This window comes from Paenibacillus thalictri, assembly GCF_004307995.1.
Lineage (GTDB): Bacteria > Bacillota > Bacilli > Paenibacillales > NBRC-103111 > Paenibacillus_AF > Paenibacillus_AF thalictri.
Genome location: NZ_SIRE01000022.1, coordinates 30,932 through 55,541 on the forward strand (window position 1 = coordinate 30,932; position 24,610 = coordinate 55,541).

Genomic DNA, 24,610 nt, shown 5'->3' on the forward strand with positions numbered 1-24,610 from the left:
TAAGTTTGGTATATGCTTACGAAGTTGAACTTTCCTAACGGAAAGTTCCGTCAATGCTTACGAAGTGAACTTTTTCTACGAAAAAGTTCGGCAAATGCTTACGAAGTTGAACTTTCCTCACGGAAAGTTCTTAGGAGGAATCCAAGTGAGTACTTTCCTTTTGGAAATAGTAACACCCGAGCGTAAAGTGTACGCGCAGGACGTGAACATGATTATCGCTAAAGGTGCGGAAGGCGAACTTGGTATTTTGCCGAATCACATCCCGCTTGTCACTCCATTAAGAATTGCTCCTGTGACCGTTAAGAAAAACGGCAGCAGAGATGAGTACATCGCTGTTGGCGGCGGTTTTATGGAAGTGCGCAAGGATAAAGTTGTGATTTTGGCCGAAACAGCCGAGCTGCCTGAACAAATCGACATCGACAGAGCGAAGTCGGCGAAGGAACGTGCGGAACAGCGGCTTGCAGCCAAGAAAAGCGACACCGACATTCGACGCGCCGAACTCGCGCTGCAAAAAGCGTTAACCCGGGTTGACGTTTTCGAACGTCGCGGTCAATAACTTATAAAAAACGGAGACCGTCTAGGTTCTCCGTTTTTTTCCTATATACAGAACGGGTGGCTGTATAAGTTTGTACAATGTATGTTTTTGTACGAAGAAACACATCATGTATATGTGGCAGACCTAAATTTAACAATGTTTCATTAGACACCCTACAAGCCATTTGATATAATTGTCTAGGTGTTCACCCAAACTTATCCATACAGGATAAATATTTCAGTACTGCAACAAAAGCATATAAGCAGGAGGCGGTTCGTTCACAATGTACATGAACAATTATGTGGTTGTCGCGATCTTTCTTGCCCTCGGCGTATTGCTCCCCATTGTAGCGCTTACATTCGGGCGATTGCTTCGGCCGAACAAGCCGGTGGAGGAGAAATATACGACCTATGAGAGCGGAAACGAACCGGTTGGCGCAGGGCAGGTACGGTTTAACGTCCGTTACTATTTGTTTGCCCTCATGTTTGTCATTTTTGACGTAGAAACCGTATTTTTGTATCCTTGGGCCGTTGCGTATAAGCAATTAGGCTTGTTTGCGCTTGTGGAAATGTTTATTTTTATCGCATTGCTTGTGGTGGGACTCATCTATGCCTGGAAAAAGAAGGTGCTGCAATGGACTTCAATTTAGAATCCATCTCTCCAGAGGTTAGAAAAGAACTTGAGCGCAACGTGTTTATGACCACGCTCGAGCAGCTCAAGTCTTGGGCGCGCAGCAATTCGCTGTGGCCGCTTACATTCGGTTTAGCTTGCTGCGCTATCGAGATGATGGGCACAGGCGGCTCTCATTACGACTTGGACCGCTTTGGGGTTATTTTCCGCACGTCTCCGCGGCAGTCCGATGTCATGATCGTTGCGGGTACCGTGACGAAGAAAATGGCTCCGCTGCTGCGCAGGCTGTATGAACAAATGCCTGAACCGAAGTGGGTTATCGCTATGGGTTCCTGCGCGACTGCGGGCGGTCCTTATGTGAAGTCGTATGCCGTTGTCAAAGGCGTTGACCAGATCGTTCCGGTGGATGTATATATCCCGGGATGTCCGCCGAATCCTGCAGCACTCATCTATGGCATCAACAAGCTGCAAGAAAAAATTCGCTATGAGGCGAAGACCGGTAAGCGGGTGACAAATGCATGAGCGAAGAGAAAAAGCAAAACGAACAGCAGGGTGAGCCTGCTAAGGACCAGCCTGCGACAGGATCTGAATCCGCTTTATTGGAAGCCGGATCCAGCGTGAAGGAACAAGCTGACATTCCGGATAAGGTCGGTGCGGCTACACCGGAGCAGCAGGAGAAAGCGGCCGAGGCACAAGCAGCGCCACCGGCCAAGCAAACGACTTCAGAGCCGTCCGACGCACCTGCTGCTGAGGTGAAGGCGCAGCCTACCGATGCGGATAAAGAGGCGAAGGCGAAAGCCGCCGCCGAAGCTAGGGCTGCACGAGCCAGCGCGAGGGCGCAAAAAACGGCGGAGCCGGCGGAAAACGCTGCGCCGAAAGAGCCATCCCCGAAACAGCCGCTGCTCGACAAAGCTGTTCAATTTTTGAAGGAACAAGTCGGAGAAGCTGCGATTGTCGAGGCGTTTATTAACGAAAGAGACGATCATATGCCGTACATGGTTGTCCATCCGTCGCAATGGTACGCTGTCGCCGAGCTGCTGAAGTCCAGCGATGAGTTCGACTTGAATTATTTGCGCAACGTATCTGGAAATGATATGGAAACACATTTGGAAGCAGTGTATCATCTCATCTCTTTGAACTCCAAAAAGGAGTTCTGCATTAAAGTCAAAACGGACCGTGATGCGCCGTCCATTCCGTCGGTTACTCCGATTTGGGCAACGGCCAATTGGAACGAGCGTGAAATATACGATTTGCTTGGGATCGATTTCCCCGGACATCCCGATCTAAGACGGATTATGATGCCGGACGATTGGGTCGGATACCCGTTGCGTAAAGACTATGAAGCGATAGACCCGGAGGTGTGACACGATGTGCGCGATTAGAACAGAAGAGCTTTTGTTGAATGTCGGGCCGCAGCACCCGAGTACCCACGGGGTTTTTCGCATTATCGTCAAGCTGGATGGGGAAACGATAACCGAAGCGATCCCCGTTATGGGTTATTTGCACCGAGGTACCGAGAAGCTGGCGGAAAATTTAACGTATACGCAGATTATTCCTTATACGGACCGCATGGACTATGTGTCGGCAATGACGAACAATTATGCTTTGGTTCACGCGGTAGAGAAGCTGATGCAGATCGAAATTCCGGAACGCGCCGATTTTTTAAGGCTGATCGTAATGGAATTGCAGCGCGTGGCGAGCCATCTGGTATGGTGGGGCACTTATTTGCTCGATATCGGGGCGATGAGCCCGTTTTTGTTCGCTTTCCGCGACCGTGAAATTATTATCGACCTGTTTAACGAATTGTGCGGCGCCCGCCTTACTTACAATTACATGCGTGTCGGCGGCGTCAAATGGGATGCGCCGGAAGGCTGGATTGAGAAGGTGCGCAAGTTCATTCCTTATATGAGAGATAAGCTGGAAGAGTATCATACGCTCGTCAGCGGCAATGAAATCTTCTTGGCGCGTATTAAAGGCATCGGCAAATATGATGCGGAGACGGCGATCAGCTACGGCTTGAGCGGGGCGAACCTGCGTTGTACCGGCATCAAGTGGGATTTGCGAAAAGAGCAGCCGTACAGCTTGTATAACCGCTTTGAGTTTGACGTACCGGTTACGCACAACGGCGATTGCTTTGACCGCTATACGATTCGTATGGAAGAAGTTCGGCAGTCGCTGCGGATTTTGGAACAAGCTGTCGAACAATTTCCAGCAGAAGGCGAGACGATGGGCAAGGTACCGAGAATATTGCGCGCGCCGGAAGGCGAGGTATACGCCGGGATCGAGTCGCCACGCGGAGAAATCGGCTGTTATATTGTATCCAAAGGCAAAGATAAGCCGTACCGGTTGAAGTTCAGAAGGCCGTCGTTTGTGAATCTGCAAATTTTGCCCAAGCTGCTTGTCGGGGAAACGATGACCAACCTGATCACGATTCTGGGTGGAATTGATATAGTCGTCGGGGAGGTCGATGCATAATGTTGCAATTGCTCCAGCAGGAGCTAACCTTAACGAATTTTGCGTTATTTTTCGCTTGGGGCGTGCTGATGCTGCTCATCATTCTCGGCTTCGTTACGTACGCCATTTATTTCGAACGCAAAGTAATCGGTTGGATGCAATTTCGTATCGGTCCGAACCGGACCGGGCCGTTCGGGCTGCTGCAAAGCGTCGCCGACGTGACAAAGCTGCTCATTAAAGAGGATACCATTCCGAAGAAGGCCGATCGTGATCTTTTCATACTCGCTCCGGCCATTACATTTATTCCTTCGTTTGCGGTCATAGCGGCCATTCCGTTTACCAAAACGATCATGGCATCCGATTTGAATGTCGGCATCCTGTATTACGTAGCTTTGTCCGGGATTTCTACAATCGGTATCGTGCTCGGCGGCTGGGCGTCGAACAACAAATATGCGCTGCTTGGCGGCATGCGTTCGGCTGCACAGATGATCAGTTACGAAATTCCGCTTGTTATCTCGGTAGTTGGCGTCATTATGACTACGGGATCGATGAACCTGCGATTGATCGTGGAAGGGCAGCAGGGCGGGTTCTGGCATTGGAACTTCCTGCCGCAAATTATCGGTTTTGTCGTATTTGTGATCGCAGCCGTATCCGAGTTGAACCGTACGCCGTTTGACTTGCCGGAAGCTGAGTCCGAGCTTGTTGCCGGCTATCATGTCGAGTATAGCGGCTTCCGCTTCGCATTTTTCATGCTGGCCGAATATGTGTACGTATTTGCGATTGCGTCGCTGACGACTGTGTTGTTCCTTGGCGGCTGGCATGCGCCGTTTACGTTCCTTGATTTTATTCCGGGGATCATCTGGTTCCTGATCAAATTTTGTTTTATCGTATTTTTCCTGTTCTGGATTCGTGCGACGCTGCCGCGTGTGCGGGTCGATCAATTGATGAGCATCGGCTGGAAAGTGCTGCTGCCGCTTGCTCTGGTTAATGTACTAATCACGGCGGTATGTACGACCATTTTCATGAAATAATCCGGAAAGGGTGATACAAGCATGAAGGGCATTGTCAAAGGCTTAGGGGTAACCTTCAAAGCAATGACTCAGAAAAAAGTGACCTACGCATACCCGGACGTCCCCTTGGAAATGCCGGACCGTTTTCGGGGAATACAGCATTTTGATCCGGAGAAATGCATTGTTTGCAATGCATGCGCACGGATTTGCCCGACCGAATGCATTACGTTGACGGGAAAAGCAAACCCGGACCCTGAGAAAAAGGGCAAAGTAATCGATACGTACGATATCAACTTCGAGATTTGTATTTTATGCGATTTGTGTACGGAGGTTTGTCCGACCGAAGCGATCGTTATGACGAACAATTTCGAGCTTAGCACGTACAGCCGGGACGATTTATTCAAAAATCTCAATTGGCTGAATGACAATAACAAGAACATCCGCCAGGAGAACAATTCGGCCCTTCCGAAAGGAGGAGCTAAGAAGGATGTTCAATAATTTCTTTGGCAATATGGCCACTTTCTTCTCCAGCGGAGAGAGCATCGTCTTTTTCGTTTGCGCCCTGCTGGCGATCGGCGGAGCGATCTTTATGATCAGCTTCAACCGGGTTGTGCACATGGTGCTTGCGCTGGCTCTGACTTTTATCAGCCTAGCCGGTTTATACGTACTGCTGTCCGCGGAATTTGTCGCTTTTGTTCAAGTATTGATTTATGCGGGGGCCATCTCAATCCTCATGATATTCGGGATTATGATGACCAAACATCATCAAGGGGACGAAGAGGAGCCGCGCCGTCCGGTGCACAACGTGCTGTTGGCGATCGGAGTGCTCGGGCTGTTTGGTGTCATCTTCTACGCGATTCAATATTCCGAATTCAAATCCGGCGAGTTTCAAGCTGCCGCTGACAATACGATGGAAATCGGCAAGCTGCTGTTGAACCAGTACGCAATTCCGTTTGAAATTATGTCGGTGCTGCTGACGATTGCCTTCATCGGCGCTATCGTCGTGGCGAAACGGGAGGAGGATTAATATGGCCGGACTCGTAACGCCTTATTTGACGTTAGCCGCTATTCTATTCTGCATCGGGCTGTACGGCGCATTGTCCAAAAAAAATGCAGTGATCGTGCTGTTGTCCGTGGAGTTGATGCTGAATGCAGTCAATCTCAATTTGGTCGCTTTCTCCAAATTCGGAGCGCATCCGTCGCTGACGGGACAAATCTTTTCGCTGTTTAATATTACGGTAGCCGCGGCGGAGGTTGCTGTCGGCATCGCGATTTTGATTGCCTGGTACCGCAATAAAGGCGGCACGGACGTAAACGAAATGGATTCGATGAAGCACTGACGCTTACGAAGTGAGTTTTTCCTTACGGAAAAACTCTTAGCAGTTGCTTACGAAGTGAGCTTGCTACGCAAGCTCTTAGGAGGGAAATCATGGTCTCGGCATACTCGCAGTACGCATGGCTTATCCCGCTGTTCCCGCTGCTGTCATTTTTGATTCTGACCGCCATTGGCCGGCAGCTGAAGGACGCGGGAGCCTATATTAGCATAGTGGCCGTATTCGCGTCGTTTGCCACCGCTCTTCTGATTTTTATGGAACGGCTTGGCGGCGGCGTTGAGGATTTTACGTGGAATAAGCTCACGTGGATCAAAATCGGCGATTTTTCGCTCACGATGGGCTTTGAAGTGACGAACTTAAATGCGCTTATGCTGGTTATCGTCACGCTCGTAAGTTTGCTTGTCAACATTTACTCCAAAGGCTACATGCACGGTGACGAGCGAATCAATGTGTTTTTTGCGTATATCGCGTTGTTTACTTTTTCGATGCTCGGTCTGGTTATATCCGAAAACATCGTGGAAATGTACATATTCTGGGAGCTGGTGGGTGTCTGTTCGTTCCTGCTTGTCGGGTTCTGGTACTTCAAGCCGGAGGCCAGAGCGGCGGCGAAAAAGGCGTTTATCGTTACCCGTATCGGCGATGTCGGTTTGTTTATCGGCATTTTGTTGCTGTACTGGACGATGCCGAATCATGCGCTTGACTTTACTTCCATACATAATGCATTCAGCGGCGGCAAAATACCGGGCGATATCACAACATGGATTGCGATTCTCATCTTCATTGGAGCTATGGGCAAATCCGGCCAGTTCCCGCTGCATACATGGCTTCCGGACGCCATGGAGGGCCCGACGCCGATCAGTGCGCTGATCCACGCGGCAACGATGGTTGCAGCCGGCGTTTACCTGGTAGCCCGCACCTTTGATATTTTTCATGCGTCTCCTACGGCGCTCACCGTGGTTGCCGTAATTGGAGCGGTAACCGCAATTTTCGCAGCTACCATAGGCATAGCGCAAAACGATATCAAACGGATCTTGGCTTATTCGACGGTCAGCCAGCTCGGTTACATGATGATGGCGCTGGGCATTGGCACGACAGTTGCTTATACCGCAGGTATTTTCCACTTATTCACACACGCCTTTTTCAAAGCGTTGTTGTTCCTTGGAGCAGGCAGCGTCATTCATGCGGTCAACACGCAGGATATTAACGAAATGGGCGGACTCGGCAAAAAAATGAAAATCACCACCTGGACCTTCGCCATCGGCACATTGGCGTTGTCCGGCATTTTCCCGCTTTCGGGATTCTGGTCCAAAGACGCGATTTTGTCGGAGGCTTACCATCATAACATGGGGTTATTCTGGGTGGGCTTGATTGCTGCATTTTTCACGGCGTTTTATATGTCGCGGCTGTTCTTCCTGGTGTTTGCCGGCAAGCCACGCAATGACGCTCACGCGCATGAATCGCCGGCTTCAATGACGTTTCCGCTGGTTGTGTTGGCCGTGCTTGCTGTGGTCGCCGGTATCGCGTTTACGCCGTTTAATCCGTGGCTTGGCGAGTGGCTGACCGGAACGCATACCGATGAGTCGGCGAACTGGGTTGTCATCATTTTATCCAATCTGGTTGGCCTGCTGGGTATCGGTCTTGGTTATCTCATCTACGTCAAACATTCGATTCCTCGGGACGCCGTTTCATCGCGGGCGCCTTGGCTGTACCAACTGCTTCACCGCAAATATTACATCGATGAAATTTACGATACGGTTTTTGTAAGATCGCTTTCCAGCATCGGGCATTTGTTCCATCTGTTTGATGTGTATGTGGTGGACGGTCTGGTCAAACTTTGCACATTTTGTGTGGTCGGGATCGGACGGCTTGGTTCCAGGCTGCAGAACGGACAGGTGCAAACCTACGGCTTGGCCACGCTGCTTGGATTTTTGATCTTGATTTTGGCTTTGGCGGGAAGGAGGTTCATCAATGCCGGCTAATTTTCCAATCCTGTCGCTTATCGCCTTTTCACCGCTGCTTGGAATTCTCGTATTAGCTTTTATTCCAAAAAACAACGGCAGATGGATCAAAATTGTCGCGATCATCGCAACGCTCATACCGCTGCTGCTGTCTGCTTGGTTGTACGCCGATTTTAACCGCCAATATGAAGGCATGCAGTATAAGGAGCAAACGGACTGGATTCACATTCCGCTTAACCGCGAGACGTTTGCCAATCCGGACGGTTCGAACCAACTGGCTGACTTTTATTATGAAGCCAAGTACAGCATGGCTGTAGACGGCTTGTCGCTTCCGCTGGTATTCCTGACCGCCTTCGTATCCGTCATGGCTGCATTGGCCTCGGTGTATATCAAGAAGCGCTGGAAGACGTATTACATCATGTTTCTGCTGCTGGAGATCGGGATGTTTGGTGTCTTTATGGCCCAGGATTTAGCGCTTTTCTTTATCTTTTTCGAGGTTACGCTTATCCCAATGTTCTTCTTGATTGGCATATGGGGGTATATGAACCGGGAAAAAGCGGCCAATTCGTTCCTGATTTATAACGGACTTGGCTCGGCGATCATGCTGGTTGCTTTCATCATTCTAATCAGTACGGCCGGGTTTAACCAAGTGGTGAACGGAAACGAGGTATCGATTTATTATTCCGGCGATCTGGAGACGATCATTCATAACTTGTTCCAGAACGCAAACGCTTATGTGAATCAAACCGACATTCCGGACAATCCGTTCCTGTTGACCGAAGGCATGAAGTGGACGCTGTTCATTATGCTGCTGGTCGCTTTTGGCATCAAGCTGCCGCTCTTCCCGTTCCATACCTGGATGCTGAAGGTGCATACGGAAGCGCCAACGTCGATTGTTATGATCCACTCCGGGATTTTGCTGAAAATGGGCGCGTACGGCTTAATCCGTTTTGGCGTGCTGCTCTTCCCGGGGCAAGCGGTGCAGTGGGCGACGGTACTTGGCGTGCTAGGGGTCATCAACATTTTGTACGGAGCGGTGCTTGCTTTTGTACAGAAGGATTTCAAGCTGGTGTTGGCATACTCCAGTATCAGCCATATGGGTATCGTGCTGCTCGGCATTGCTTCATTTAACGCAATCGGAATCGAAGGGGCTATCTTCCAGCTTGTGTCCCACGGTTTGATCTCTGCGCTAATGTTCCTGCTTGTAGGCGCTATTTACGAACGGACGCAGACATCGATGATCGGAGACTTGGGCGGCCTAGCTTCGTCGGTGCCTTTCATCAGCGGTATATTGCTGACGGCAGGCATGGCCTCGTTGGGGCTCCCCGGCTTGTCCGGCTTCATCAGCGAGTTTCTGGCGTTTCTCGGATTGTTCAAGTCGGCCAAAGTAATTGCCATCGTCGGTGCGCTGGGCATTATTTTCACAGCCGTTTACGTGCTCCGCGGGGTGCTTGGCATCACCTACGGGCCTGCCAGAAACAGCTTCAGCGGAATCCGTGACGCCCGCCTGATCGAGGCGGTCCCGATGGTAGCGCTGGTTGCTTTTATCGTTGTACTCGGTATTTACCCGTATGTGCTCAGCAATCCGCTGCACCCGACGGTAAGCGGGTTCGACCAATTCTTGCAGAGCATCGCGACAAAGGTGGGGGGCTAGAGCATGGAACCATTACGTTTGCAGTTATCGGATATCACCCTGCTTGGTCCTGAGCTTACATTGGTGATCGCTACTGTAGTGCTGGCACTGCTCGATCTTGCGCTTCCCAAGTCATCAAGCCGTACGCTGCTGGGCTGGCTTTCGCTGCTTTCCATTGTCATCTCGGCTGCTTTTGTAGTCGGCAGCTTGAACTTGACGGAAACGCACCAACTGCTGAATCTCAGCTACCGGATCGACGATTTTGCCGGCATTTTCAAACTGGTGCTGCTGACCGGGACAGGGTTTGTTATTCTCATGAGCATCGGCTCGGTGAAAGAAGAAGAAATCCCGCATATCGGCGAGTTTTATTATATGCTGCTGCCCGCCACGCTGGGCGGCATGGTGATGGCTTCCTCCGGCGATTTGGTTACGTTATTTGTCGGGCTGGAGCTGCTCAGCATCACATCATATATTCTGGTGGCGCAGCGGAAGAAAAATGCGCTGTCCAATGAAGGGGCCTTTAAATATATCGTGCTGGGGGGCATTTCCTCCGCGATTATTTTATACGGCATGTCTTTCCTCTACGGCTTAAGCGGCTCAACAAACATTGTGCAAATCAACAGCGCGCTCGGTGAAAGCTTGCAGTCGATGAGTCCGATCGTGTACCTGTCGTTTTTCCTGCTGCTCGCCGGATTCGGGTTTAAAATCGCGGCAGCGCCGTTTCATACATGGGCGCCTGACGTCTATCAAGGCGCGGCTACACCGGTCACCGCATTTCTAGCGGTTGTCTCCAAGGCAGCCAGCTTTGCGATCGTGTTCCGTGTGATGTTCGGGTTGTATGTGAGCGGAGCCAATCATCCGTTTTATCAGGATGTCATGACTTCGCTGATGACCGTAGCTGCGATCGCCATGATCGCGGGTAATTTCATCGCCCTGCGTCAAAAGAATATGAAACGTCTGCTTGCTTACTCGGGTGTTGCCAATACGGGATATTTGCTTGTTCCGATTGCGGTGCAGTTCTCTTTAACGCACTATACGAACTTCTCTGAGCTTGTCTTTTATTTGATCGCTTACTTGTTTATGAATATCGGCGCTTTCGCTCTGCTGATGATTATCGAGCGCTCTACCGGGGAAGAGGAAATCAGCGGCCTTGCCGGCTTGTATTTCCGTGCTCCGTGGACGGCGGTTGCCGCCGTTGTCATCGTTCTATCGCTGGCCGGCTTGCCTGTGACTGGAGGTTTCTTCGGTAAACTGTACATCATGCTCGGCGCCGCGCAGACTCGTCATTATTGGCTGTCAGCGGTGATGATCGGCACAAGTGTCGTATCCTTCTATTATTACTTTGGATTTATCCGGCAAATGTTCATGCGCAGCGATAACGAGTCCAGGGAAATACAAACAAGCGGCACGCTTGGCGTTACCTTGTGGATTTGCGTGGCAGCGACATTGATCATGGGTTTTTTCCCGCAAGGCATATTGGCCTGGATCGGAAAAATTTTCACCCTATCACACGATTTATTTATGAATATGTAATAAAATCTGTGTTCCCCAAACCTTTCCTACAATGGAAAGGTTTTTTTGTGGGACTTTAGTCATGATTTTCGAAGACAAGGCAGGAAACCTGCCATTCGTATAGAAATATTTAAAACATTATAGAGAAGAAGTTAAAAAGGGAAACCATCGGGATGTTAAAAAGAGCAATCATACGAATCATAACCGGCTCGGTCATTGGTACGGGCATTTTCGTGTCCGCACTGCCAATAACGGGGACCATACTAACCTCACGAGCGTATGCAGCTGTCGTTACGGCTACGGACCCGCTCATCGAAAAGCAAACGTATCTGCAGCAGATTCATATTCAAGATGCGTGGGGCGTTGCAACAGGCAACAATAACCTGATTATTGCTATGGTGGATACCGGCGTGGATCTGACGCACCCAGATCTGCTGCCGAATTTGGTGGATGGCGCCAATCTGCTTCATCCGGATGAACTGCCATTGGACGATAACGGCCACGGGACCAATGTGGCTGGTGTTATGGCGGCTGCGGCCAACAACGACCGGGGTGGCGCCGGGATCCTATGGAACGCGAAGCTGATGCCGATTAAAGCGCTCGAAGCGGACGGCACCGGAGGCGAAGCGAAGCTTGGGGAAGGCATTAAATACGCGGTCGATCACGGCGCGAAGATAGTTGTTCTATCACTGGGTTTAAATAAATATTCAACTTATTTAAGTGATATCGTACAATATGCGGAAGACCATGATGTGCTGCTTGTGGCTGCAACCGGCAACGAAGGCAACCGTGTCAAATATCCGGCGGCATACCCGACGGTACTCGCGGTAGGCGGCATGACCGCCGACAAGAAGACGGATAGCCGGTCGAATACGGGTCCCGAGCTGGATCTCGTGGCTCCGTGGGATGTGTTTACAACTTCCCTCGGCGGGGGCTACGAGTATAAGGACGGCACCTCGATGGCTGCGCCCCAGGTGGCGGCCGTGGCTGCTCTGGCCTGGTCGAAATATCCGTCAATGAAGCCTTATGAAATTCGGAATTTGCTGCGGCAGAAAACAGAACCGCTTAGCGGATCCGGCTGGAATCCGATTTCCGGTTACGGGCTACTGCGTGCAGACCGGGTGATGAACGAACCGTATTCCGAAGATATGTATGAGCCGAACAACCGCAAGGATCAGGCCAGTCCGATTTCGGCAAGCAAGATGATCAGCGCAACGTTTCAAGGCGGCGGCGATGCCGATTGGTATTCGTTTAATGCTCCTTATAACGGAAATGTGAATCTGCTCTTACAGACGGAAGAGGGTTATGAGGTAACCGTCAATCATATCCAGACCAGCGGTGCTGCGCAAAGTTACACGTTCCAAGCGGGCGGCAAGATAACCCTTCCCGTCTCCAAAGGTACCAATTACATTCAGCTGCAGTTGAAGGATCGCGCCTTCACCGGCAAGCTGCCCTACCGTTTGACGACATCATTTGACATATATAAAGACGAGTTTGAAGACAACGATCGACAATATACCGCCTACGTGCTGCCGATACGCAGCCAAACGATTACAGGAACGCTGCACCAAATGAACGACCAGGATTGGTTCATGCTGCCGGTTGAGCAATCCGGCTTTCTGCGGTTGAAATTATCCGTAGATACCGCTCGAATCGATCCGGTATTGTATGTGCAAAAGCAGGGCGAAAAAGGAGTCACCTACGATCTGGGCGGCGACGGCGCGGTGGAAGTGATGCCGAAGACGGCCGTTTTCCCGGGGAATTATTATATAAGGGTCAGCAATGTCAAGGAATATACGTTTCCCGTAACAGGGGAATATAAGCTGACTGTAGAATATGAAGCCCATCTCATCGACCCCAACGAGCCGAACGATAAGCCTTATCAAGCGACGGCCATCAAGCCGGGGGCGCCTTACGACGGAGTCATTGAGTCGGTCACCGATCAAGACTGGTTTTTGCTAAAGATCAATTCGGAAAGCTTTGCCGATCTTCATCTTTCGGGCATACCGGAGAACGTGCGTTTGACGATGACGGTCTATGACAGCAATTTGAAGCAGCTTGCGACAGCGACGAATACGCCAGGCGCCACAACGACGGATTTAAGCGGGCGATGGCAAGCGGGAAGTTATTATATGAAGCTGACCGCAGATAAGCCGTTCGATTATCAGATGTACAGTCTTACTGCGGATGTCACTCCGCTTCTGGGCGGATTCACCGATATTGCAGGCCACTGGGCTGCAAACGACATTTTGGCGGCGGTCAAAAGCAACTTGATCGAAGGGTACAGCGGCTATAAATTTATGCCGGACCGTACGATTACCAGAGCCGAAGCTGCGGCAATATTAGTAAGAGGCTTTAAGCTGACAAAGCAAAAATATATCGGCTATACCGATTTGAGCGCCAATCATTGGGCTTACTCGTTTATAGCCAAGGCGGCTCAAGCCGGCATCGTCGAAGGTTATCCCGACCAATCGTTTGCTCCGGATTCTCCCGTTACCCGTATGGAGATGACTGCGATGATGGCGCGGGCCATGAAACTGTCAGGCAAACAGAGAGGGGCGGCGCCTTTTACCGATACGGATGATAATTATTGGGGGACCGGCGTGTTGAAGCAGATGAAAGCCGAAGGCTGGGTTTCCGGCTTCCCGGACGGTTCCTTCCGGCCGGAGCAGCCCGCTACAAGGGCCGAATTTGTCACTATGCTGGAAGATATCCTGAATTAACCCATTGTAGTAAGGAGGGACATCGTCATGGGGACGGATCCGTTTAACGCGACGTTGGGCCTGGAAGGCCTCGTCAATATTTTTGCAGTCATCGTATGTATCGGATTGTCCTGGTGGGGACTGCAGGAGCTTCGTTTTGACATGCTGCTGCGGCGTCCCAAAAGCGCAGCCGCGAGGCTGCTGCAAATTTTCCTCTCCATTGCGCTGGGGTACCAAGTCGCCCGGTTTATCATCGAGTATTTTCATTGGTCCACCTGGCTTCATGAAATGTTTTGAATCACGCCCTGGTTTCTCGAACATTGGATGCAACCAAGCATGTCGAACAACGGCCCAAAGAGAATAACATTGGCGCTTATTGTCAACAATGGATAGTACAACCGTATAAAAAAGAACCGTTAAGGAAGCCGCATGATGTCTTTGAAAAAGAGATTGAATACTAAGGCTGTTCAATGCTACACTATGGATTGGCTTATTTCAAAAAGCTTGTAAACCAGAACAACGCGGAGGGACCATGATGAGCAAAATTATCGTCCGCGGCGGCAAGAAACTATCGGGCAGAGTTAAAATTCACGGTGCCAAAAATGCCGTGCTGCCGATTATCGCAGCCTCTATTCTAGGGTCTGAAGGTATTAGCGTGATTCATGACGCGCCTCCCCTGGACGACGTAATTGTAATTAACAAGGTATTGGAAAGTCTCGGTATCGAAGTCGAATATAGAAACGAAACCATTCGGATCAGCGCGGGCAGCATTGAGACCTGTGAGGCGTCATACGAGTTGGTGCGTAAAATGCGGGCTTCTTTTCTTGTCATGGGACCTCTTTTGGCCCGGATGGGACGCGCGCGTATATCTTTGCCTGGCGGCTGCGCGATTGGGACACGCCCGATCGATCAGCATTTGAAGGGCTTTGAGGCGATGGGCGCGGATATTGAGCTCGGTCAAGGCTTTATCGAGGCAAAGGTTAATGGCAGACTGAAGGGCGCCAAAATATATTTAGACGTGGCGAGCGTAGGCGCAACGGAAAATATTATGATGGCTGCAACACTTGCCAAAGGCACCACGATTATCGAAAATGCCGCCAAGGAACCGGAAATCGTCGATCTGGCGAATTATTTGAACGCGATGGGCGCGAAAATTCGCGGAGCCGGAACAGGCGTCATTCGCATCGATGGCGTACAGCAGCTGCAGGGAGCCGTACATACGGTCATACCGGACCGGATTGAAGCAGGTACATACATGATTGCAGCAGCCATTACCGGCGGGGATTTGTTCGTAGAGGGCGCGATAGCCGATCACCTTCGTCCGGTAATCTCCAAAATGCAGGAGATGGGCGTGCAAATCGATGAGGATGAGAACGGGCTGCGCGTTTACACGGAACGGCCGCTGCGCTCGGTCGACGTCAAGACGCTGCCTTATCCGGGTTTCCCTACGGATATGCAATCCCAGATGATGGCGCTTTTGCTTGTCGCCGACGGTACGGGACTTGTGACGGAAACCGTATTTGAGAACCGCTTCATGCATGTCGAAGAATTCGTCAATATGAATGCGCAGATTAAGGTGGACGGACGCACTGCCGTAGTGAGCGGCAAAGCCAAGCTGAGGGCTGCGAAAGTATGCGCCACCGATTTGCGGGCAGGAGCTGCACTGATTCTTGCGGCGCTTGTCGCCGACGGGGAAACGGAAATCACCGGCGTGCATCACATTGACCGGGGATATGTCGACATTGCTTATAAGCTGAGCTTAGTCGGCGCCGAGATTCAGCGGGTATCCGATATTGTGGTTCAGGAACAGCAGGAGGAAGTAGGGCTTTTCGCTGTGCAGCCTACTTGGGCATAAGCGGAGGCTATACACCGCATAATATGGTAAAGTGTTCTCGACGAGACGTAACTCTTTCTTCTATGGGAGAGTTGCGTCTCTTCTTTGTTCTATTCTATTTTTTGCATACATAAGATGGTTCTATCCCGGCAACAAGAGACGGAGGAACCTTCATGATCCAAAAGAATTATCCCCTTGCCCTGTGGCTTGTCATCAGCTTGTCCAGCCTGATTCTGACCATTCTGCTGGTGCCTGCGATTCTAGTAAAAAAACACGATCTTCCGGAATCAGCCCCAACCCCTTCAATCTATGGCGCAGCGGATAAAGCCAACGAAGCGGTGGCGGAGCAGCCAATCGTGGTGCCGGTGTACTTAAGCAAACAGCAGCGTACGGAGCAGCTTAACTTGGAGAAGTATATCCAGGGTGTTATTGCCGCTGAAATGCCCATTGAATTTGAACCGGAGGCGCTGAAGGCGCAGGCGATGGCGGCAAGAACGTATGTCGTGCGCAGATTGCTGGAACAGGAGAAGGGTGCCGTTTCAGAGAAGGAGGCACCCGTTACGGATACAACCTCACATCAGGCTTACGTAACCGACGACGAGCTGAAAGCAAGGTGGGGAGAGCAGTATGCTCCCAATATGGACAAGCTGAACAAAGCCGTGCAGGAAACGGCGGGCCAAATATTAACGTATCGGGGCCAGCCGATTGATGCCACCTTTTTCTCTACGAGCAATGGGTATACCGAAAATTCGGAGGATTATTGGGAGCGGTACATACCGTATTTAAGAAGCGTCCCCAGTCCGTGGGACCTGAAGTTGTCTCCGCGATATAAGGGCACCGTAACGATTCCGCTGAAAGATGTGCAGCGCAAACTCGGTCTGGCCGGCGCCATTCCGGTGGGATCGTCCAATGCGGGCATTAAGGTGCTCGAGAGATCGGAAGGGCATCGCATCAAAAAAATATCCATCGGCGGTAAAACGTTTACCGGGCGCGAGGTAAGGGAGAATCTGGGGCTGGATTCCTCCCAATTTGAATGGGTGTGGACCGGCGGCAATCTTCAATTCACCACATACGGCTATGGGCATGGTGTGGGGATGAGCCAGTGGGGAGCCAACGGAATGGCCAAGGAAGGACGGCGTGCGGAGGAAATCGTCAAATACTACTATTCGGGTATTGAAATCTCGCAAGCCTCTTCTTTTTTTTCGAAACATTAGGTTTTTGCTTAAGAGCGGATTTCTTTCTATTATTATTTTTAGAAAATTGCATAAAAAATAGATCACCTCACGTATAAAAGCCCGCCAGCTGGCAACAATGGCATGTGAGGTGATGATAGATGAACAATCAAAAACAAGATTTGCAGAAAAAAGAAGAGGCTCCTAAATCTATCGAAGGAGCAAAAGGAAGCGCCTGGAAGAGGCTTCTAGCCAAAAAGTGGGTATTCCCGGCAACGTACATCGCAGCAGCGGCAATTATCTTAACGTTAATGTGGGTCTACCAGGATTCCGGCAAGTCCAAATTGGCCGATAATATGAAAGTTGGCCTGGACTCGTCGAAACAAACGGTAACCAATAACGTAAGCGGCCCTGATGCTTTGCCTGCCAATACGCAGACGGAAACTATGTCGTTCCCGTTCAAAGACCGGGGCGAGCTTGATGTGTCACTCCCTTATTTCGACAGCAAAGCTTCCAATGAAGTAAGGCAAGCGGCATTGGTAGAATACGGCGACACATTTACCCCACACGTCGGTATCGACTACGCCAGACACGATGATAAGCCTTTTGACGTAATGGCGGCTATGAGCGGTAAGGTCACTGCAGTCGAAAAAAATCCGGTCGTCGGCAATCTCGTGGAAATTACGCACAGCAACGGTCTTGTCACCGTGTATCAAAGCTTGGCCGACGTCAAGGTGGCTAAAGATCAGCAAGTGAAAAAAGGCGATGTCATCGCACAAGCCGGACGCAACGATCTGGAGAAAGAAGAAGGCGTGCACCTGCACTTTGAAGTAAGACAAGGTCAAGGCGGAGCCGCTCTGAATCCGGAGCAATTTTTCCCAGAACATTAAGAAACGGATGCGTACAGCATCTTCTTTACAAGTATCGTGTACGAGCAGCAGGGAACTTCCTGCTGCTTTTTTGTATTTTTCAGCAGCAAATAAAGGCCCTTCATGAAAATAATTATGGGCAAATCCGCTTGTCAGGCTTGGCAACGTAGAATATATAGTTTGCCCCCTCAATATAATGTACCAAACTAACTCGAGTAGGGAGGCGAGGGGAGTGCACGATTACATCAAAGAGCGGACCATCAAAATCGGTCGGTGTCTTGTCGAGACGAAGCATACGGTCCGTACGATTGCCAAAGAATTCGGCGTTTCCAAAAGCACAGTGCATAAGGATTTGACCGAACGTCTGCCGGAGATTAACCCGGAATTGGCTAACCAGGTAAAGCATATTTTGGAATACCACAAATCGATCCGGCATCTTCGTGGCGGCGAAGCCACGAAAATCAAGTACCGCAAAACAAGAAGCCCCAAATCTTCCGAGAAGCTCGTTACCGTAAAGTAAGATTGTTATGAATAAGCAAGATCCTTCCAAACCAGCCGTTTATTTCTGCTTGTGCATCTGTAGTCCTATTTTGAAAGAAGTATTTTCCTTTCAGTGGCGGACGGTACCTATTGTGTATTATAATGAGAACAAGTGCCGCTAATTTACGGACGAACGGTTGGTTTAGGGAGGATACATTAAGATGCTTAGCAAGGATATTGGCATAGATTTGGGGACTGCAAACGTCCTCATTCACGTAAAAGGACGGGGCGTCGTGCTGGATGAGCCTTCGGTCGTAGCGATCGAAAGCGATACGAAGCGCGTGCTTGCCGTTGGCGAGGAAGCGCGCCGGATGGTGGGCCGTACTCCTGGCAATATCGTCGCCACTCGGCCGCTCCGGGATGGCGTTATTGCCGATTTTGAAATTACCGAGATGATGCTGAAATATTTTATCAATAAGGTTGGCGGCAAAAGATGGTATAGTCATCCGCGCATCTTGATCTGCGCTCCGACCAACATCACTTCCGTCGAGCAGAAAGCGATCCGCGAAGCGGCTGAGCGCTGCGGCGCACGCGAAGTATTTTTGGAAGAAGAGCCGAAGGCGGCTGCAATCGGTGCCGGGATGGACATTTTCCAGCCAAGCGGCAACATGGTCGTCGACATCGGCGGCGGTACAACGGACGTAGCTGTGCTGTCGATGGGCGACATCGTAACTTCTTCATCACTGAAAATTGCCGGCGACAAATTCGACTCGGCGATTATGAAGTACATTAAATCGAAGTACAAGCTGTTGATCGGGGAACGGACATCGGAGGATATCAAGATCAGAATCGGAACGGTATACCCGGACGGACGCAATGAAACGATGGATATTCGGGGACGCGATATGGTAAGCGGTTTGCCGCTGACGATCTCGATCCATTCCAACGAAGTGCAGGAAGCGTTGTGGGATCCCGTTGCTTCGATTGTAACTGCGGCCAAAAGCGTGCTTGAACGGACACCTCCGGAGTTGTCTGCGGATATTATCGACCGCGGCGTTATTTTGACAGGCGGGGGAGCTATGCTGCACGGTATTGACCAATTGCTCGCCGACGAGCTGAAGGTGCCGGTGCTTGTAGCGGAGGATCCGATGAGCTGCGTCGTTAAAGGGACAGGCATTATGCTCGACAACCTGGACAAAGTGTCTAAACGGAAATTTGGCTGATTCGAACTTCATCATGAACAATCGATAAGTTGAAAGGGGCTTTTCCATGTTAAGAGGGCTTTATACGGCTGCCTCCGGAATGATTGCGCAGCAGCGGAAACACGATACGGTGACGAACAATATCGCGAATATCAATACGCCCGGATACAAGCAGGGTACAGGGCTTTCCCGCTCGTTTCCGGAAATGCTGATTGAGCGTGTCCGCAGCGGCGGCGGTCTGGGAGAGCAGCCGGTAAGCCGCGTCGGTCGGCTTACGACCGGCGTAATGGCAGAGGAAACGGTCTCTATACATACGCAAGGCGATATTCAGGAGACGCAAAATCCTTACGATTTTGCGCTTGTCTCCAACATTCGGGTACCTGATCCGGCCGATCCTACCGGCAATACGTTTATTCCTTTTGACGCATCGGGTAAATATGTAGGCGCGAACGGTGTGCGCATGACGCAGCCGCAAGCCCTTTTTACCGTGCAAGATGCGAACGGACAGCAGAAATATTCGTTGAACGGTAAGTTTTCGGTGGACGAGGCGGGGGAATTAATTACGGCGGAAGGTTACCAGGTGCTTGGCCGGAACGGTCAGCCGATCGTGTTGATGAATCCGACTACCAATGAGCCAATATCGAACTTCCGCATTTCCAGATCGGGTCTGTTTACCGATGTAGACGGGGTGCCTTTGCTCGGGGCGGACAACCAGCCGATGAACTTGCTGATTTCGCGCGTCGAAGATCCGAATCAACTGGTTCGTGAGGGGAACGGCTTGTACCGTTTGAATCAAGACGCTCAAGGCGGGGTAAGGGCGGTAGAATTAGGCGAGCAAGTTGAGGTGCGTCAAGGTTATGTGGAACGCTCCAATGTGGATGCAGGACAATCGATGGTTGACATGATGTCTGCGGTTCGTGCTTATGAAGCTAACCAGAAGGTCATTCAATATTACGATAAAAGCATGGACAAGGCTGTCAACGAGGTTGGCCGCGTATAATGAAACGATGAGGAGCTGCGTCATATGAACCATTCCATGATCAATGCATCGGTATCGATGCATGCGCTTCAGCAAAAGCTTGATTTGGTCTCGAACAATATCGCTAACTCAAACACCATCGGCTATAAACGCCGGGAAGCATCGTTTCAAGACGTGTTGACCAGCGTGAAGCAGCAACCCGAAGGTTTTCAGAAAGAAGGCCGGTTGACCCCTCTTGGATATAATCATGGCTGGGGGGCCAAATTGGTGCGCTCGGAAACAAATATGGCTCAAGGTTCGGCAGTTGCTTCCGACAACCCTTTGGATCTGGCGATTGAAGGAAACGGTTTGTTTGAACTCACCGTAAACTCGCTGGATGCCAATGGCCAGCAGGTGCAGCAAACGGCTTGGACGCGCAGCGGCGCTTTTCAGCTGTCTCCCGACCCAACCGGAACGGGTAACATGTATTTGACGACCAAGGACGGTCATTACGTCATGGGGACGGACAATAACCCGGTATCGGTGCCGGCCAATCACAGGCTGGTGATTGAGGACAACGGGCAAATTATGGCTTACAGCAATGAAGATAACACCGCGCCTCCAATTGCCGCAGGGCAAATTAAGCTGGTGCGTGTGATTCGTCCTCAGCTGCTCCTTCAGATGGGCGAGAATATGTACGGTCTTCCTCAGGATACTGCCGTGAATCGGGAGCAAATTTTGCAAACGTTCAACGGAGCAACCCCGAATGATACGGATTCAATTAAGGTAAAACAGCATTTCCTTGAACAATCCAACGTATCGTTGGCTGACGAAATATCGGAGATGCTTGTTGTTCAGCGTGCATTTCAATTAAACTCGCGAGCCATTACCTCCGCTGATACGATGATGAACATCGCGAACAATTTACGCGGATAAAGCGGTAAAGTGAGGGTTCAATAGATTGATGGCGGAACAACCAACTACTAAAGCAAACAAAGCAAAAACTAATAAAAAAGCGAAACCGCGTGCACGGTGGAAGAAGATCGTTTGGTTCTTCGTGAAATTAATCCGTGTTCCCGTGCTGTGCGCTATGGCATTAGTTGCCGGACTTTACATTGGATATGTATATATGGGCGGCCAACAGATTTCGGACGTGTTTGAGCTTCAAACGTGGAAGCACATGGTCGACCTGGTGTTCGCAGCTTCGTGACTCCCGGCAGGGAGTTTTATTTTTGCGATAAACAGCGGTATAATGGATAGATGACAGCGGTTTAACGATGCAAGCTAGAATGAAGACGGAGGTGGACAGACAAAGCATGAACGTGCCGAACCTGCTGACCGGATGCCGGTTTATTCTTATCCCGGTTTACCTCTTCGTATTCTATTCGGGGCATATCAAGACGGCTTTTTTGGTGCTCTTGATTGCGGGTTTGACCGATGTGCTTGACGGATATATCGCACGGACCCAACAGCTTGTGACCCAATTGGGCAGCATGCTCGATCCGCTCGCCGATAAAACGATGATGATTGCTGTGATTGTCTCGCTTGTATTTTCCAAGATGATTCCTTGGGAAGCGGCTATTGCCATCTTTATTCGGGATGCCGGAATGATCGCGGGATCCGCCTTCTTTCATTTCCGCGGCAAAAAGACCGTTCCCGCTAATGTGATGGGAAAACTGACAACCGTGCTGTATTACATAGCGATTTTGTTGATTACATTTCAGCTGCCTTTCGCTGTGTTTTACTTATGGTTTGTCATCGGTGTTTCGTTCTTAACCTCATTTATATACATATTTCAATTCCGTTCGTTAAACAAGAAAAACATGAACCATACCCTGTGAAAAAAGAGCATATGCTTCAGAGCGCCATATAGGCACGATCTCACGCATACGCTCCTTTTATATCAACCCTCACGATCTGCAGCTCATGAAGGGGACAACAAGTAGTGTAAGTTGAAGCTGTGATTTTTATTCTTTGTGCTTGGAAGGAGCGGCAGCATTAGTGGACATTAACGAAATTCAACAAACGATTCCTCACCGGTACCCGTTTTTATTGGTGGACCGGATTTTAGAGGTTGAGCCCGGTGTAAGGGCTAAAGGACTTAAAAATGTGACGATCAATGAGCCGTTTTTTGCCGGCCATTTCCCGGGATATCCGGTTATGCCGGGCGTTCTGATTGTCGAAGCGCTTGCGCAAGTGGGCAGTGTGGCCATGTTGAAAGTAGAAGCTAATCAAGGCAAGCTTGGATTTTTCGCCGGAATTGACGGATTTCGTTTCCGGGGGCAGGTGTTCCCGGGGGATACGTTGACCCTTGAGGTGGAGATTACACGGCTCAAAGGCGCTATTGGCAAAGGTCAGGCGACCGCCAAAGTAGGAGACCGCGTAGTCGCCGAAGGCGAACTGATGTTTGCGTTGGCGGACCGTTAAAATTTTCGTTACGGAAAGGGGATCCACTATGAGTTTGTCTTCTTTTGTACAAAATCAGTATGAGTTGTGGCTGAACGATGATGCTATCGATCAGGCCACCAAAGAAGAACTGACGGCAATTCAAGGGAACTACAAAGAAATTGAAGACCGGTTTTACCGGGATCTCGAGTTTGGCACAGGCGGGCTTCGCGGTGTCATCGGTGCCGGAACGAACCGATTGAACGTATATACCGTGGGCAGAGCCACTCAAGGGTTGGCGCAATATGTTTTGTCATCGGGTGCGGCTGAGCCCTCTGCAGTTATCGCTTACGATTCTCGCCACCAATCGCCGGAGTTTGCGCTGGAAACTGCGCTGGTGCTTGCGGGGAACGGAATTAAAGCGTACGTTTTCGAGTCGCTGCGTCCGACCCCGGAGCTTTCTTTTGCTGTAAGGCATTTAAAAGCGACTGCGGGGGTCGTCATTACGGCAAGCCATAACCCTCCTGAGTATAACGGCTATAAGGTGTACGGCCGCGATGGCGGTCAGCTTGTTCCTGACCAAGCGGAGAAGGTTATTGCCGAGATCCAGCAAATCACGTCGTTTGCGGCGGTTAAGAAGCTGGGGCGTCAAGAAGCTGAGAGCAAAGGTCATCTTCAGTGGATCGGCGAAGAGTTGGATGAGGCTTTTATACAAGCTGTCGCTTCCGTCAGTCAAAATCCCAGTCTGGTGCAGCAAATGAGCTCTGATTTTCGGATTGTGTATACACCGCTTCATGGAGCGGGCAACCTTTCCGTCCGTTCGGCTCTTGCCGCAATCGGATTCGAGCAGGTGTATGTCGTACCCGAGCAGGAGCTGCCGGATGCCAATTTCAGCACGGTGAAGTCCCCAAATCCCGAGGAACGCGACGCGTTTCATTTGGCGATCGAGGCGGCCAAATCGTACCAAGCGGATATTGTTATCGGTACAGATCCCGACTGCGACCGGATGGGAGCCGTTGTGAAGGACGCGGGCGGCGAGTATTTTGTGCTTACCGGCAATCAATCGGGTGCCATTATGGTCGATTATTTGCTCAGCAGCTATAAGGAGAAAGGCAAGCTTCCTGCTTCCGGCGTTGTCATTAAAACGATCGTAACGAGCGAAATGGGCGCGGTCATTGCCAAGCATTATGGTGTCGAGACGCTGGATACACTGACCGGCTTCAAATATATTGGCGAGAAAATGACGCAATTCGACGCCTCCGGCGATCACCAGTTCCTGTTTGGTTACGAGGAGAGCTACGGCTATTTGGCAGGTACTTACGCCCGCGACAAAGATGCGGTGGTTGCTTCCACACTGATTTGCGAAGCGGCTGCTTATTATAAAAGCAAGGGTAAAACGCTCTATGAAGTGCTTCAGGAGCTGTATGAGCGCCACGGGTATTTCCTTGAATCGCTGGAATCGCGTACGATGAAGGGGAAAGAGGGAGTGGAAAAAATCCGCTCCATCATGGACGACTGGCGCGGCAATCCGCCGACCGACATCAATGGTGTCGGTGTTGTGAAATCGGAAGATTTTTCAACAGGATTATACGGCTTGCCACAAGAGAACGTGCTCAAGTTTACGCTGCAAGACGATTCCTGGTTCTGTCTTCGTCCGTCCGGAACGGAGCCGAAAATTAAAGTATATTTTGCGGTAAGAGGCACTTCTTCGGAAGGGGCTTCGGCAGTGCTCTCCGCTCTTGTGCAGACGGTAATGGCAAGAGTCGACGCTTAATCTCGGATGATACTCATGTAAACCTCTTTAGGGTACGGCCCTAAGGAGGTTTCGGATGTTAACGGGCATAGAAGCGAGTTGTACTGGCGCTGAACTTAAGCAAGTCTGGCAAGACCGGCTTATGGAGCCGGCACTACAAACTCGGAGCACATGCTTACGAAGCCGTTT

25 protein-coding genes are annotated in these 24,610 nt (G+C 50.5%); all 25 read left to right on the forward strand.

Annotated features, from left to right (window positions below; translation table 11 throughout):
• Nucleotides 1-145 precede the first annotated feature (145 nt).
• The 25 genes from EYB31_RS27435 to EYB31_RS27555 all read left to right on the forward strand — a co-directional run bounded on the left by EYB31_RS27435 (nt 146) and on the right by EYB31_RS27555 (nt 24,442).
• On the forward strand, nt 146-556 hold the full coding sequence (locus EYB31_RS27435; protein WP_131016674.1) for a F0F1 ATP synthase subunit epsilon: 411 nt from the start codon (nt 146-148) through the stop codon (nt 554-556).
• A gap of 262 nt (nt 557-818) precedes the next feature.
• The gene (locus tag EYB31_RS27440; RefSeq protein WP_131016675.1) at nt 819-1,184 is read left to right on the forward strand and encodes an NADH-quinone oxidoreductase subunit A; all 366 of its coding nucleotides are present in this window, start codon (nt 819-821) and stop codon (nt 1,182-1,184) included.
• On the forward strand, nt 1,169-1,687 hold the full coding sequence (locus EYB31_RS27445) for a NuoB/complex I 20 kDa subunit family protein (RefSeq protein WP_131016676.1): 519 nt from the start codon (nt 1,169-1,171) through the stop codon (nt 1,685-1,687). Before EYB31_RS27440 ends, EYB31_RS27445 begins: the two co-directional genes overlap by 16 nt.
• Nucleotides 1,684-2,529 carry an NADH-quinone oxidoreductase subunit C gene (locus EYB31_RS27450; protein WP_131016677.1) on the forward strand — a complete coding sequence of 282 codons (846 nt, stop codon included), beginning with the start codon at nt 1,684-1,686 and terminating at the stop codon, nt 2,527-2,529. The genes EYB31_RS27445 and EYB31_RS27450 overlap by 4 nt, the downstream gene beginning before the upstream one ends.
• Before the next feature lie 4 nt (nt 2,530-2,533).
• Nucleotides 2,534-3,640, forward strand: a complete 1,107-nt coding sequence (locus tag EYB31_RS27455) for an NADH-quinone oxidoreductase subunit D (RefSeq protein WP_131016678.1) — start codon at nt 2,534-2,536, stop codon at nt 3,638-3,640.
• The gene (nuoH, locus tag EYB31_RS27460; RefSeq protein WP_131016679.1) at nt 3,640-4,650 is read left to right on the forward strand and encodes an NADH-quinone oxidoreductase subunit NuoH; all 1,011 of its coding nucleotides are present in this window, start codon (nt 3,640-3,642) and stop codon (nt 4,648-4,650) included. The genes EYB31_RS27455 and nuoH overlap by 1 nt, the downstream gene beginning before the upstream one ends.
• Before the next feature lie 21 nt (nt 4,651-4,671).
• Complete coding sequence (gene nuoI, locus EYB31_RS27465; protein WP_131016680.1) at nt 4,672-5,127, forward strand: NADH-quinone oxidoreductase subunit NuoI; 456 nt, start codon at nt 4,672-4,674, stop codon at nt 5,125-5,127.
• Nucleotides 5,117-5,656, forward strand: coding sequence for an NADH-quinone oxidoreductase subunit J (locus EYB31_RS27470; RefSeq protein ID WP_240762917.1), 540 nt, complete (start codon nt 5,117-5,119; stop codon nt 5,654-5,656). Before nuoI ends, EYB31_RS27470 begins: the two co-directional genes overlap by 11 nt.
• Nucleotide 5,657: 1 nt before the next feature.
• Complete coding sequence (gene nuoK / locus EYB31_RS27475) at nt 5,658-5,969, forward strand: NADH-quinone oxidoreductase subunit NuoK (RefSeq protein ID WP_131016681.1); 312 nt, start codon at nt 5,658-5,660, stop codon at nt 5,967-5,969.
• Between the two features lie 89 nt (nt 5,970-6,058).
• A complete protein-coding gene (gene nuoL, locus EYB31_RS27480; protein ID WP_131016682.1) occupies nt 6,059-7,942 on the forward strand; it encodes an NADH-quinone oxidoreductase subunit L in 1,884 nt (627 codons plus the stop codon).
• A complete protein-coding gene (locus tag EYB31_RS27485) occupies nt 7,932-9,575 on the forward strand; it encodes a complex I subunit 4 family protein (RefSeq protein WP_131016683.1) in 1,644 nt (547 codons plus the stop codon). The genes nuoL and EYB31_RS27485 overlap by 11 nt, the downstream gene beginning before the upstream one ends.
• Nucleotides 9,576-9,578: 3 nt before the next feature.
• Nucleotides 9,579-11,087: an NADH-quinone oxidoreductase subunit N gene (locus tag EYB31_RS27490; protein WP_131016684.1), complete on the forward strand. Its 1,509-nt coding sequence runs from the start codon at nt 9,579-9,581 to the stop codon at nt 11,085-11,087.
• Between the two features lie 152 nt (nt 11,088-11,239).
• Nucleotides 11,240-13,789, forward strand: a complete 2,550-nt coding sequence (locus EYB31_RS27495) for a S8 family serine peptidase (RefSeq protein WP_131016685.1) — start codon at nt 11,240-11,242, stop codon at nt 13,787-13,789.
• Between the two features lie 27 nt (nt 13,790-13,816).
• The gene (locus EYB31_RS27500; protein WP_131016686.1) at nt 13,817-14,065 is read left to right on the forward strand and encodes a DUF1146 family protein; all 249 of its coding nucleotides are present in this window, start codon (nt 13,817-13,819) and stop codon (nt 14,063-14,065) included.
• Between the two features lie 238 nt (nt 14,066-14,303).
• Nucleotides 14,304-15,623 carry a UDP-N-acetylglucosamine 1-carboxyvinyltransferase gene (gene murA, locus EYB31_RS27505; protein WP_131016794.1) on the forward strand — a complete coding sequence of 440 codons (1,320 nt, stop codon included), beginning with the start codon at nt 14,304-14,306 and terminating at the stop codon, nt 15,621-15,623.
• A gap of 152 nt (nt 15,624-15,775) precedes the next feature.
• The gene (gene spoIID, locus EYB31_RS27510) at nt 15,776-16,816 is read left to right on the forward strand and encodes a stage II sporulation protein D (RefSeq protein ID WP_131016687.1); all 1,041 of its coding nucleotides are present in this window, start codon (nt 15,776-15,778) and stop codon (nt 16,814-16,816) included.
• A 119-nt stretch (nt 16,817-16,935) separates the two neighbouring features.
• Nucleotides 16,936-17,664 carry a M23 family metallopeptidase gene (locus EYB31_RS27515; protein WP_131016688.1) on the forward strand — a complete coding sequence of 243 codons (729 nt, stop codon included), beginning with the start codon at nt 16,936-16,938 and terminating at the stop codon, nt 17,662-17,664.
• A gap of 211 nt (nt 17,665-17,875) precedes the next feature.
• On the forward strand, nt 17,876-18,163 hold the full coding sequence (spoIIID, locus tag EYB31_RS27520) for a sporulation transcriptional regulator SpoIIID (RefSeq protein WP_131016689.1): 288 nt from the start codon (nt 17,876-17,878) through the stop codon (nt 18,161-18,163).
• A gap of 181 nt (nt 18,164-18,344) precedes the next feature.
• Nucleotides 18,345-19,346 (forward strand): rod shape-determining protein, encoded by a 1,002-nt coding sequence (mreB, locus tag EYB31_RS27525; protein WP_131016690.1) that lies wholly within the window; start codon nt 18,345-18,347, stop codon nt 19,344-19,346.
• Between the two features lie 46 nt (nt 19,347-19,392).
• Nucleotides 19,393-20,325 carry a flagellar hook-basal body protein gene (locus tag EYB31_RS27530; RefSeq protein WP_131016691.1) on the forward strand — a complete coding sequence of 311 codons (933 nt, stop codon included), beginning with the start codon at nt 19,393-19,395 and terminating at the stop codon, nt 20,323-20,325.
• A 24-nt stretch (nt 20,326-20,349) separates the two neighbouring features.
• A complete protein-coding gene (locus EYB31_RS27535; RefSeq protein WP_131016692.1) occupies nt 20,350-21,219 on the forward strand; it encodes a flagellar hook-basal body protein in 870 nt (289 codons plus the stop codon).
• A 28-nt stretch (nt 21,220-21,247) separates the two neighbouring features.
• Entirely contained in the window at nt 21,248-21,493 is a 246-nt protein-coding gene (locus EYB31_RS27540) for a DNA-directed RNA polymerase subunit beta (RefSeq protein ID WP_131016795.1), read from the forward strand.
• Nucleotides 21,494-21,599: 106 nt separating this feature from the next.
• Complete coding sequence (locus EYB31_RS27545; RefSeq protein WP_131016796.1) at nt 21,600-22,124, forward strand: CDP-alcohol phosphatidyltransferase family protein; 525 nt, start codon at nt 21,600-21,602, stop codon at nt 22,122-22,124.
• 139 nt (nt 22,125-22,263) lie between these two features.
• The gene (gene fabZ, locus EYB31_RS27550) at nt 22,264-22,710 is read left to right on the forward strand and encodes a 3-hydroxyacyl-ACP dehydratase FabZ (protein WP_131016693.1); all 447 of its coding nucleotides are present in this window, start codon (nt 22,264-22,266) and stop codon (nt 22,708-22,710) included.
• Between the two features lie 28 nt (nt 22,711-22,738).
• The gene (locus EYB31_RS27555) at nt 22,739-24,442 is read left to right on the forward strand and encodes a phospho-sugar mutase (protein WP_131016694.1); all 1,704 of its coding nucleotides are present in this window, start codon (nt 22,739-22,741) and stop codon (nt 24,440-24,442) included.
• Nucleotides 24,443-24,610 lie beyond the last annotated feature (168 nt).

Bases quoted from the DNA above. Each gene is read 5' to 3' on its own strand.
- EYB31_RS27440 (WP_131016675.1), top strand. From the start codon at position 819: ATGTACATGAACAATTATGTGGTTGTCGCGATCTTTCTTGCCCTCGGC.
- EYB31_RS27445 (WP_131016676.1), top strand. From the start codon at position 1,169: ATGGACTTCAATTTAGAATCCATCTCTCCAGAGGTTAGAAAAGAACTT.
- EYB31_RS27450 (WP_131016677.1), top strand. From the start codon at position 1,684: ATGAGCGAAGAGAAAAAGCAAAACGAACAGCAGGGTGAGCCTGCTAAG.
- EYB31_RS27455 (WP_131016678.1), top strand. From the start codon at position 2,534: ATGTGCGCGATTAGAACAGAAGAGCTTTTGTTGAATGTCGGGCCGCAG.
- nuoH (WP_131016679.1), top strand. From the start codon at position 3,640: ATGTTGCAATTGCTCCAGCAGGAGCTAACCTTAACGAATTTTGCGTTA.
- nuoI (WP_131016680.1), top strand. From the start codon at position 4,672: ATGAAGGGCATTGTCAAAGGCTTAGGGGTAACCTTCAAAGCAATGACT.
- EYB31_RS27470 (WP_240762917.1), top strand. From the start codon at position 5,117: ATGTTCAATAATTTCTTTGGCAATATGGCCACTTTCTTCTCCAGCGGA.
- nuoK (WP_131016681.1), top strand. From the start codon at position 5,658: ATGGCCGGACTCGTAACGCCTTATTTGACGTTAGCCGCTATTCTATTC.
- nuoL (WP_131016682.1), top strand. From the start codon at position 6,059: ATGGTCTCGGCATACTCGCAGTACGCATGGCTTATCCCGCTGTTCCCG.
- EYB31_RS27485 (WP_131016683.1), top strand. From the start codon at position 7,932: ATGCCGGCTAATTTTCCAATCCTGTCGCTTATCGCCTTTTCACCGCTG.
- EYB31_RS27490 (WP_131016684.1), top strand. From the start codon at position 9,579: ATGGAACCATTACGTTTGCAGTTATCGGATATCACCCTGCTTGGTCCT.
- EYB31_RS27495 (WP_131016685.1), top strand. From the start codon at position 11,240: ATGTTAAAAAGAGCAATCATACGAATCATAACCGGCTCGGTCATTGGT.
- EYB31_RS27500 (WP_131016686.1), top strand. From the start codon at position 13,817: ATGGGGACGGATCCGTTTAACGCGACGTTGGGCCTGGAAGGCCTCGTC.
- murA (WP_131016794.1), top strand. From the start codon at position 14,304: ATGAGCAAAATTATCGTCCGCGGCGGCAAGAAACTATCGGGCAGAGTT.
- spoIID (WP_131016687.1), top strand. From the start codon at position 15,776: ATGATCCAAAAGAATTATCCCCTTGCCCTGTGGCTTGTCATCAGCTTG.
- EYB31_RS27515 (WP_131016688.1), top strand. From the start codon at position 16,936: ATGAACAATCAAAAACAAGATTTGCAGAAAAAAGAAGAGGCTCCTAAA.
- mreB (WP_131016690.1), top strand. From the start codon at position 18,345: ATGCTTAGCAAGGATATTGGCATAGATTTGGGGACTGCAAACGTCCTC.
- EYB31_RS27530 (WP_131016691.1), top strand. From the start codon at position 19,393: ATGTTAAGAGGGCTTTATACGGCTGCCTCCGGAATGATTGCGCAGCAG.
- EYB31_RS27535 (WP_131016692.1), top strand. From the start codon at position 20,350: ATGAACCATTCCATGATCAATGCATCGGTATCGATGCATGCGCTTCAG.
- EYB31_RS27540 (WP_131016795.1), top strand. From the start codon at position 21,248: ATGGCGGAACAACCAACTACTAAAGCAAACAAAGCAAAAACTAATAAA.
- EYB31_RS27545 (WP_131016796.1), top strand. From the start codon at position 21,600: ATGAACGTGCCGAACCTGCTGACCGGATGCCGGTTTATTCTTATCCCG.
- EYB31_RS27555 (WP_131016694.1), top strand. From the start codon at position 22,739: ATGAGTTTGTCTTCTTTTGTACAAAATCAGTATGAGTTGTGGCTGAAC.